General features: G+C 42.9%; 8 protein-coding genes. All 8 read left to right on the forward strand.

Features of this window, described 5'->3' with window-relative positions:
- The first annotated feature begins 8 nt into the window (after positions 1 to 8).
- Positions 9 to 1,496, forward strand: a complete 1,488-nt coding sequence (locus TY15_RS06600) for a helix-turn-helix domain-containing protein (RefSeq protein ID WP_040209331.1) — start codon at positions 9 to 11, stop codon at positions 1,494 to 1,496.
- 198 nt (positions 1,497 to 1,694) lie between these two features.
- Positions 1,695 to 3,368 (forward strand): urocanate hydratase, encoded by a 1,674-nt coding sequence (gene hutU / locus TY15_RS06605; RefSeq protein ID WP_040209329.1) that lies wholly within the window; start codon positions 1,695 to 1,697, stop codon positions 3,366 to 3,368.
- A 22-nt stretch (positions 3,369 to 3,390) separates the two neighbouring features.
- A complete protein-coding gene (gene hutI, locus TY15_RS06610; RefSeq protein ID WP_040209328.1) occupies positions 3,391 to 4,683 on the forward strand; it encodes an imidazolonepropionase in 1,293 nt (430 codons plus the stop codon).
- Positions 4,661 to 5,677: an agmatinase family protein gene (locus tag TY15_RS06615; protein ID WP_040209327.1), complete on the forward strand. Its 1,017-nt coding sequence runs from the start codon at positions 4,661 to 4,663 to the stop codon at positions 5,675 to 5,677. The genes hutI and TY15_RS06615 overlap by 23 nt, the downstream gene beginning before the upstream one ends.
- 243 nt (positions 5,678 to 5,920) lie before the next feature.
- Positions 5,921 to 6,928, forward strand: a complete 1,008-nt coding sequence (locus TY15_RS06620) for a serine/threonine-protein kinase (protein ID WP_040209326.1) — start codon at positions 5,921 to 5,923, stop codon at positions 6,926 to 6,928.
- Positions 6,929 to 7,013: 85 nt separating this feature from the next.
- Entirely contained in the window at positions 7,014 to 8,129 is a 1,116-nt protein-coding gene (locus TY15_RS06625) for a glycosyltransferase family 4 protein (protein WP_040209325.1), read from the forward strand.
- On the forward strand, positions 8,126 to 8,893 hold the full coding sequence (locus TY15_RS06630; RefSeq protein ID WP_040209323.1) for a HipA family kinase: 768 nt from the start codon (positions 8,126 to 8,128) through the stop codon (positions 8,891 to 8,893). Before TY15_RS06625 ends, TY15_RS06630 begins: the two co-directional genes overlap by 4 nt.
- Before the next feature lie 55 nt (positions 8,894 to 8,948).
- Positions 8,949 to 9,833 (forward strand): UTP--glucose-1-phosphate uridylyltransferase GalU, encoded by an 885-nt coding sequence (gene galU / locus TY15_RS06635; protein WP_040209322.1) that lies wholly within the window; start codon positions 8,949 to 8,951, stop codon positions 9,831 to 9,833.
- The last annotated feature ends 94 nt before the right edge of the window (positions 9,834 to 9,927 follow it).

A 9,927-nucleotide genomic window follows, 5' to 3' on the forward strand; every position in this document is an offset into this window, starting at 1 on the left:
ATCGGTATATGGAGGGAAAGTGGCTGATTGCGGATCGGGATTTGAATGAGCGTGAGGGGTTGAAATGGTTATTAAAGACTTCATCTATACCAGTATCAACCATTTTGTTGGCAGCCAACTATCAGGAATTAATCGGTATGTTTGAAAAAGAAACGCCTGACATCGTTCTGTTAGAGCTCGACATGCTTAGTAAGGAAGAGTGGACGGTGTTTCGTGATCTGTTGTTGATCTATAATCCGGTTCTTCTTTTAACAAGTGCAGAAGCAACGTTTGAAAAGGCGCGAGCAACGATTGATATGCAGGCCTTGGATCTGCTCATCAAACCATTTTCATCAACAAAGGTTAAGTCAGCCTATCAAAAAGCGTCCCGAAGACTAACGACTAAAGTTCAGGTAATTAGTCATCATCACCACCATTCATATAAAGACCTTTCGTACGAGAACTTATTTCTTGCGAAGGCAACTACAGCTGAACAACACATTATTGCTGTGTTTCAAACCGAAATGGATGTGAAAATTGTGGAACTACATACGTTTTTGACTGATTACCCTTTTACAGACCAACAGAGGGTTTTTGTCCTCAGTGATATGGTTGTGCTTCTATTTCATGAAACGTGCCGTAACATCAAGGAGCAATGCCAAAAGGCAATGAGGATGTGGGAGGAAGAATCTTCTGAGCCGCTCGCGATTGTGGTCTATAAAGGAAAGACAATAGGTCTCACTCTTAATCAACAATATTTACAAACTCGAAAAATGATGGAATTCACATACTATCAAGGTTACCGACAAGTGTTTGAGTTTGATGCTTCTCCAGAATGGGCGCATATTGACCCTTTTTTAACTCCACCAGAGCAAAAGCAGTGGGTGGATATGCTGACAAATCTTGAAATGGAAAATATAAAAAAGTGGCTTTATGCTGAATTTCTCCAATTACGGCACCCCTACCCGGATCCTGGTTTAGTCAGAATTAGGTTAACAAGTATTTTGGCACAAATCCGACGCTTTATGAAGACGTATCAATTGAATGAGGAACCGAGCTACGAACTTGCTTATCGAACTATTTTTGATTCAATTTTATATGACACGGTTCTTTACAGAACGGTCCAGAATCTCATCCTGTTTAATCAAAACATCTTTTTAGGAGTGGAGAGATGCCGACAAAATAGGAAACAAGATGTAATCGAACGAAGCATCACGTATTTGGAGGCTAATTTTTCGAATCAGCGCCTTCGCCTCGAGGATGTGGCCCAATTCGTGGAGCGGAATCCTGCTTATTTCAGCCATTTGCTTATAACCAAGACAGGTGCTAGTTTTACTGAGGTACTGCAAAGGATCAGAATGAAGGAAGCCAAGCGTTTATTAACGGAAACGAATAAGCCGATTAAAGAAATTGCCCTGTTAGTTGGCTATCAAAATGCAAATTATTTTAGCAAACTATTTAAGGAGGCAAATCATCTGTCACCAAGAGAATTCCGCACGCAAAAGCATCAGCATTGAATGGTTCGTTGGAGGTCAGAGCTATCACCTATAAAAATTACCCTTTTATAAAAAAAATAGCATTATGCGCTAGCTTGTATAAAAAAATAATGTTTTTATCCATTGATTTTATCCTTTATCGGTTTTAAGAATCGTATTTTTCTGAATGTTTTATTTTTATAATAAACATAGATGATGAATGAAAAGGGAGTGGATTCAATGGAGACCAATACAGATAAAAAGCGTGTCATTAAGAACTACAAAGGAACGGACCTGCATGCAAAGGGTTGGATTCAAGAGGCGGCATTACGGATGTTAATGAACAATCTTGATCGGGAAGTGGCCGAAAGACCAGAGGATCTAGTTGTATACGGTGGAATTGGGAAGGCAGCACGGAACTGGGAATCGTATGATGCAATTGTTAAATCCTTGCTTGAATTAGAGAATGACGAAACCTTGTTAATTCAATCGGGAAAACCGGTCGCTGTTTGGAAATCACATAAAGATGCTCCACGTGTCCTCCTGGCAAACTCTAACCTCGTCCCAGCCTGGGCTAATTGGGAGCATTTCCATGAGCTGGATAAAAAGGGCTTGATGATGTATGGACAAATGACAGCTGGAAGCTGGATCTATATCGGCAGTCAGGGAATTGTGCAAGGTACTTATGAGACCTTCGCAGAACTGGCTCGTCAAGCATACGGTGGTAGCTTAAAACATACGATTACGCTAACAGCTGGACTTGGCGGCATGGGTGGGGCCCAGCCATTGGCAGTGACGATGAATGAAGGGGTTTGTCTAGCGATTGATGTTGATGAAACGAGAATAGACCGTCGGATTGAAACCGGTTACTTGGATATGAAAACAGATGATCTCAATACGGCCTTAAACCTCGCCCAGGAAGCAAAACTTGCTGGAAAGCCGTTATCGATTGGGTTACTAGGAAATGCGGCGGAAGTGTTGCCGTTGATGATCGAAAAAGGATTCAACCCGGACGTGTTAACCGATCAAACCTCGGCACATGATCCATTAAACGGTTATGTCCCTGTTGGGTTTACCTTAGAAAAAGTAGCGGTATTACGCAAGGATAATCCGACAACATATGTGGCCCTTGCTAAACAAAGCATGGCAACGCATGTGAAAGCGATGTTAACCATGCAGGAGAAAGGTGCCGTTACGTTCGATTATGGCAATAATATCCGCCAGGTCGCAAAGGATGTAGGGGTTGAAAATGCCTTTAGTTTTCCAGGTTTTGTCCCAGCCTATATTCGTCCATTATTTTGTGAAGGAAAAGGTCCATTCCGGTGGGCCGCTTTGTCAGGGGATCCTGAAGATATCCGAAAAATTGATAAAGTATTATTACGTGAGTTTGAAGAAGATGAACATTTGTGTAAATGGGTGAAGATGGCACAGGAGAAAATTAGTTTCCAAGGACTACCAGCGCGGATTTGCTGGCTCGGATATGGTGATCGGGCACGGTTTGGAAAGCTCATTAATGATATGGTAGCGTCCGGTGAAGTGTCTGCGCCAATTGTCATTGGCCGTGACCATTTAGATGCCGGCTCTGTCGCCTCACCAAATCGGGAAACGGAAGCGATGCGAGATGGAAGTGACGCGGTTTCCGACTGGCCTATCTTAAATGCAATGATTAATGCTGTTGGCGGTGCAAGTTGGGTATCTCTGCACCACGGTGGAGGCGTTGGCATGGGCTATTCCCAGCATTCAGGTATGGTGATTGTCGCGGATGGGACGAAGGAGGCGGAAGTACGACTGGAACGGGTATTAACAACAGACCCAGGAATGGGTGTCGTCCGTCATGCTGACGCCGGCTATGAGATTGCCATAAAGACCGCTAAAGAAAAGGGCATCAAAATGCCAATGCTACCTCAAGACTAATCAAGTGAAGGATGATATGCGGATGAATAAAGCCATTTTTATCAGAAATGCTTCGCAGCTTGTGACGTTAAAGGGGAGTTCCCATGCTCCTCTTGTAAAAGAAGCGATGTCTGAGCTTGGAATCATAGAAGACGGAAGTATCTGGATTGAGGACGGTGTCATTCAGGCTGTTGGGAAGGATACAGACCTTTTTGAAAAATATTCGACGCGGTTGGCTGAGGCGGTAGTCGTCGATGCAACGGGCAAGCTAGTAACGCCTGGACTCGTCGACCCGCATACACATTTAGTGTTTGCTGGCAGTCGGGAAAATGAACTTAATATGCGGCTTCAAGGGTCTTCTTATATGGAAATCATGAATGCGGGCGGAGGTATTCATGCAACAACAAGGCGCACTCAAGCGGCAACACACGAAGAGCTTTTTCAAGAAAGTGTGGATCGCTTAAATCAATTTTTACGCCATGGTGTGACGACGGTTGAAGCAAAAAGTGGTTACGGGATGGAATGGGAAACCGAGTTGAAACAGCTTGAAGTAGCTAAACAGTTAAATGAAAGACATGTCGTCGATGTCGTCTCCACCTTTATGGGTGCCCATGCGGTTCCAAAGGAATATAAAGACGCACCCGATGCTTTTGTTCGCAAGGTAATGGAAGAAATGATTCCAGAGGTGGCTGAGCGCGGGCTAGCCGAATTTAATGATGTGTTTTGTGAACAGGGGGTCTTTACTCCAGAGCAATCCAGGTTGATTCTTGAAGCTGGGAAGCGCTATGGCTTAAAACCGAAAATCCATGCAGATGAGATTGAGCCGTATGAGGGCGCCGAGCTGGCTGCTGAGGTCGGGGCCATTTCGGCCGATCATTTATTACGAGCGTCTGAAAAAGGGATGAAGGCAATGGCTGAGAAGGGAGTCGTTGGCGTATTGTTACCGGGCACTGCCTACTTCTTAATGGCAGAGTCTGCGAATGGGCGGAAGATGATTGACCTTGGTGTCCCCGTAGCGCTATCGACTGACTGTAATCCAGGCTCGTCACCAACAGTTTCGCTTCCGTTTATCATGAATTTAGGCTGTTTAAAAATGGGGATGACACCTGCAGAGGTACTGACGGCAGCCACCATCAATGCTGCCCATGCCATTCATCGTGGCCATGAGATTGGTAGTTTAGAAGTAGGTAAAAAAGGGGATGTCACCATTTTTAATAGTGAAAATTATATGAAGCTCCAGTATGCATACGGGGTGAATCATACCGATACGGTGGTTAAAAATGGTCAGGTGGTTGTAAGGGGAGGTCAAATTGTTGAAGAGCTTTCTTTATCCTAAAGTGATTCCACCGAGTTTTACATGGGTCAGACCAGATGATTCGACAGCTGTTACCAAGATGCATGAATGGATTCAACCTATATTCACAGCTTCAGAGCCTGAATTGGATAAAGATGCCGATGTTGTCGTGATCGGCATCCCGCTTTCTCGTTCATCCATTAGTGCTTCAGGTGCTTCTGAATTTCCTGATACCTTTCGACGGGCTTGGAAGGGGTTTACGACCTATAATTTGGATGAAGATGTGGATTTGTCAGTACTGAAAGCAGTCGATGCTGGTGATGTTCCCATGCATGTGACGGATATCCAGCGCTGCCATGATAATATCGTCGAAGCATCCGAGTTAATCCATAAGGAATTTACTCGTTCGATCGTGTGTGCCGTGGGTGGCGACCATTCGATCACAGCGATGATGGTTAAGGGAATGCATCGTGCGAAACCAGAGGAGCGGATCGGGATTCTCCAATTTGATACCCATTTTGATTTACGGGATTTGACGGATAATGGACCCTCAAATGGGACGCCGATGCGGAACCTAATTGAAAGTGGTGTTGTCAACGGTTCTGACATGTACAACATCGGCTTGCATGGTTTTTTCAATACAAAGGATCTTAAAGATTATGCCGATGAGCAGGGAGTCAATTATATTACACTTGGCCGGGCCAGAAAACAGGGCATCGCAGAAACCGTTCGTCACTCTTTACAAGCATTGGCGGAAAAGGTCGATACTATCTATGTGACGGTTGATATGGATGTCCTCGATATTGCCTTTGCCCCAGGGGTTCCAGCCTCAACTCCTGGAGGCATGACAACTTCTGAACTTTTAGAGAGCGTGCAAGTCGCTGCGATGCACCCAAAAGTCAAAGCAATGGACATCGTCTGCCTTGATCCCCAAAAAGACACACACGTCCAACCCACAGTGAAACTGGGCACACATGTATTTTTAACGCTTCTTACAGGGGTAATGTTACGGAGGGGGTCAGGCACCCAGAACTAACAGGTAGGGTTATGAATTTGCAATTTAATAGTTTATCAAGTGTTGTCCATTATTTTGTTTTATGGGACGATTGCCTTTACATCTTCTCCTCTCCATGAATTAACTATAGTAATCAATTAAGGTAGGGTCAACGTTATGATCATCATCAAAGACTCCCTGAATAGACAAGCAGAATAAATGGTAGTGGGTAATCAAAAATGTTATTCCTACCATACCGTTAGATTCTAAGACAGGAGGAAAAGTGTGGATACGAATCAATTAGAACTTTGGTTACAAGATATTCAAGTACAAAATATGGTCAATGCGGACGTTGAAGTCATCAACAATTCTCCACTACAAATGTTAGGCAAGGGGCGGCAAGGGGCAGTTTTTCAAGTGACTGAAGATATTTGTGTGAAAGTTTTTGGGAATGAAGAAGATTGTGAACGTGAACACTATGCTTTAAGTTTGGGACAGGGGAGCGGTCTTTTTCCGAACATTCATGCGAAGGGACCGCTCTATATCGCAATGGATATTATCCATGGGGTAGATTTAAGAGAATACCTCCAATCTCAACCCCTGACCCCAGAGCTTTCAGCCAAATTAATTGAAATGCTTGTGATTTTTAAAACAATCGGTTTTGAACGGATTGATCACCATAAAAGACAGATTTTCATTCAACCGGATGGTACGTTAAAGGTCATTGATGTAGCCAGGACAGTGTGGCGTGACCGCGTTTATCCATATCCCCGAAAACTATTAACCTCTTTAGGTGAAGAAAATAAGGATGTCTTTTTAACGCATGTTCAAGAAATGGCCCCTGAATTATACGGGGAATGGATGCACTACATTCGAATGGAAGAACTCTCCCGACAAATTTATCAAGTCTTACTTCCGCAAAAAGAGGATAAAGTAAAACTAAAAAAAATGAGTCAGCAATTAGCAACAACAGAGGACGAAGAACAATATGTCCTTCAGTTAACAGGTTTGGTTCATAAGGTGTTTAAGGAAGAATGGATTAAAACCATGTTAGCCCGCGGTGCAGATCCGGATGCCGTTATGACAAGAATTGATGAGTACTGGAAGTCTCTAGAGCACGGACAGTACCGCCATCTCGATCGATTCCTGATTGAAGGGCGCCGATTTGCAGGTGAAAAACACCATGACTTTGATAAGCACCCTATAAAGAAAAAATATGGTGGAGAAAAAGTTCATAAAGAGGCAAAGGGAAATAAAAAGAAACATAAGGAAAAGAAACGTCATCATAGTTAACATGTCAGTTGATATTCAAGAAAGTAGCTGCCATTGGAACTGAGAAAATGAGGAGGACCCGAATATATAAAAAGGAGAAAGCTGAATGAAAGTACTCGTAATCTGGCGTCTCCTCACCGTAGGCGGAGTGAATGCGGGGTGGCGGAACCGCTCGATTTATTTTAAGCAGCATGGGATTGATACAGAATTTTTGTATACAACCGATCATGGCGGACTCCATATCATGCAGGATATTGCGCCTGTTTATTTAACGAAGGATGAGTCAGAAATTATAAAAATTATTAAACATAACGCGTATGATGCCATTATTGTGGTGGATACGGGTGCAGCTTATAAATGGATTCGAAAGGCAAAATATCAAGGCCCTGTCATCATTGAAGCGAGAACCCCAGAGCTAATCAAGCTTATGCCCCATTTAAATTCCTTTAAGCGAATTGAACCTGAACTAATCATCGTCCCATCAAATTATCAAAAACGGATTGTGTCAATTCTTACAAATGAGATTCCCATTCACGTCGTCTACAATGGGGTAGATACAAGTTTTTTTCGAGAACTACCTTTGGAAGAAATTGATTTTACTAGTGTCCCGATGCTGTCGAATGGAAAAAAGATTATTGGGTGGATTGGCAGATTGGACAAACGAAAGAATTGGCCTATGCTGATCGAGGTGGCCAAAAGGATAAAGACTGAACGAAATGATATCGAAATTTGGATCATTGGTGGTGCGCAGAGTGTGCAGCGCGATGAATTTCGAGAAGCATGGCATAAAGAGGAGCTAACGGATATCATCAAATGGTTTCCGATCATTCCCTATCAGCAAATGCCCCATGTGTATGCGAAAATCCGTCAATCGGGTGGGTGCACGCTCGCAACAACCAAATCCGAGTCATTCGGAAATACCTTTATTGAATCGATGATTTGTGGCGTTCCGGTTGTTGCTTCGAACATGATGCCGATCACGGAATTGGTCGTTGATGGGGTGACTGGTCAGCTTTTTAGAGGGCAAAATGTGGAGGATGCGGTCACGCAAATATATGAAGTCTTAGATCATCCTGAAAAACATCGCCAAATTTCGCTACATGCCATCGATCATGTGAAACGGCATTTTGCGATTCAGAAAGTGGCAGAAGAGTATATCCAATTATTAAAAAAGGTTGCCCTTAATGTGCAAACTGCAGAGGATGAAGGCGATTCACGATGATAACCCCAGTAGCCTATATCAAAACATTAGAAGGGAAATCAAATGCGCACTTAATCCGATTTTCAGATGGATTGGATTATGTAGTGAAATTCTTTCAGACCGGCTTTGAAAAAACCTTACCAAATGAATGGATTGGCTATTGCTTGGCTCGGTATTTAGGGTTGCCTGTCCCATATTCTAAGTTAGTCAAGATTCCCCCGGAATTTGTAGCTCAAATGCCAGAGCATACTGAAGTGCAGCAAACGGAGTATCAATTTGCCTCATTATACATTCCAGATTGCTTTAATGGCCACGAAGTACAGGAAAGCTTTCAGATTACCAATTCACAATCATTGGCTGGGATTATTTTACTAGACTATTGGGTGTGTAATTGTGACCGAACCCGCAAAAATATCCTCCTTCAAACAGAAGAACCCGATGGATTTCGCCTTTGGATGATAGATCAAGCAGAAATTCTGAGTGGCTATAATTGGGATGAATCGGATTTAGAGGTGTTACCAGTTGAGGTATTAAAGAGTGCAACACACCAATTGATGGCTCAATCGATTGAGAGTGAACAAAGCTTTTGGGAGTATCTTGAACTCATTCAGACGATGCCTATCTTTTTTATTGAAGAGATCGTCACAATGATTCCGGATGACTGGATGGTAGGAAAAGAGATGAAGAAGGCAATCGTTAGTACATTGATCGCACGACGGAGAAAAATCCTCCCTGAATTGATCGAAAAATTTATTAAAAAGGTTTATCAACCATTGCATAATTAAAAGGTTTGATTTGAAATTAGAAATTGTAGAATCTCTAATGAAGGGAGGAGAGCAAATGAAAGTTCGGAAGGCTATTATTCCAGCAGCAGGCCTCGGCACTCGGTTTTTACCAGCAACCAAAGCTTTACCGAAGGAAATGCTGCCGATCGTGGATAAACCAACTATACAGTATATAGTAGAAGAAGCAGTTGCATCTGGGATAGAGGAGATCATTATTATTACGGGCAGAGGAAAACGGTCGATTGAGGATCATTTTGATAAATCCTACGAGCTTGAGGATACACTCTTTCGAAAGAACAATCTAGCTGTTTTAGCGGAGGTTCAGCATATATCCTGTTTAGCTAAAATCTATTATGTTCGTCAAAAGGAACCGAATGGTCTTGGCGATGCCATCTTATGTGCGAAGAATATTGTTGGAGATGAGCCGTTTGCTATTATGCTAGGTGATGATATGGTTAGTTCAGAAGTTCCGTGTTTGAAGCAACTCATCAATGTCTTTGAATATTATCATAGTTCGATCGTAGCGATACAGCCTGTTCCTGAACAAGAGGTTAGTAAATATGGAATCATTAAACCAAAAGCGGCGATGATTGATACGAATCTCCTAACCATCGATTCGTTAGTAGAAAAGCCAAATCGTGAGGATGCACCATCACGATTTGCTGTCATGGGACGTTATGTCTTAAAGCCCGAAATATTTTCAATCCTAGAGAATCTTCCACTAGGACGAGGAAATGAATTACAGCTCACTGACGCTATAAACGAACTAAATAAACAACAAGCCGTCCTCGCCTACAACTTTGAAGGCCATCGCTACGACATCGGCGACAAAATCGGCTACATCAAAGCCACCATCGACCTCGCCCTCAAAAGAGAAGACACCCGACAAGAAATTTTTGCTTATTTGGAAAAAATAGTAAAAGAGTGTCAGGCACCATAGAAAGACATTTTGGCAATTTGTCCACCTGAGGTGGACAAATTGCCGTTTTGGTGTGTGAATAAAGGGGCCAGTGGCGGGAAATGTGTTGTGTTTT

This window comes from Neobacillus jeddahensis (assembly GCF_000612625.1).
In the GTDB taxonomy this organism is placed as follows: domain Bacteria; phylum Bacillota; class Bacilli; order Bacillales; family Cytobacillaceae; genus Neobacillus; species Neobacillus jeddahensis.

What these genes read in the sequence shown, in the direction of transcription:
- TY15_RS06625 (WP_040209325.1), top strand. Translation starts at nt 7,014, where the DNA reads ATGAAAGTACTCGTAATCTGGCGTCTCCTCACCGTAGGCGGAGTGAAT.
- hutI (WP_040209328.1), top strand. Translation starts at nt 3,391, where the DNA reads ATGAATAAAGCCATTTTTATCAGAAATGCTTCGCAGCTTGTGACGTTA.
- hutU (WP_040209329.1), top strand. Translation starts at nt 1,695, where the DNA reads ATGGAGACCAATACAGATAAAAAGCGTGTCATTAAGAACTACAAAGGA.
- galU (WP_040209322.1), top strand. Translation starts at nt 8,949, where the DNA reads ATGAAAGTTCGGAAGGCTATTATTCCAGCAGCAGGCCTCGGCACTCGG.
- TY15_RS06600 (WP_040209331.1), top strand. Translation starts at nt 9, where the DNA reads ATGGAGGGAAAGTGGCTGATTGCGGATCGGGATTTGAATGAGCGTGAG.
- TY15_RS06630 (WP_040209323.1), top strand. Translation starts at nt 8,126, where the DNA reads ATGATAACCCCAGTAGCCTATATCAAAACATTAGAAGGGAAATCAAAT.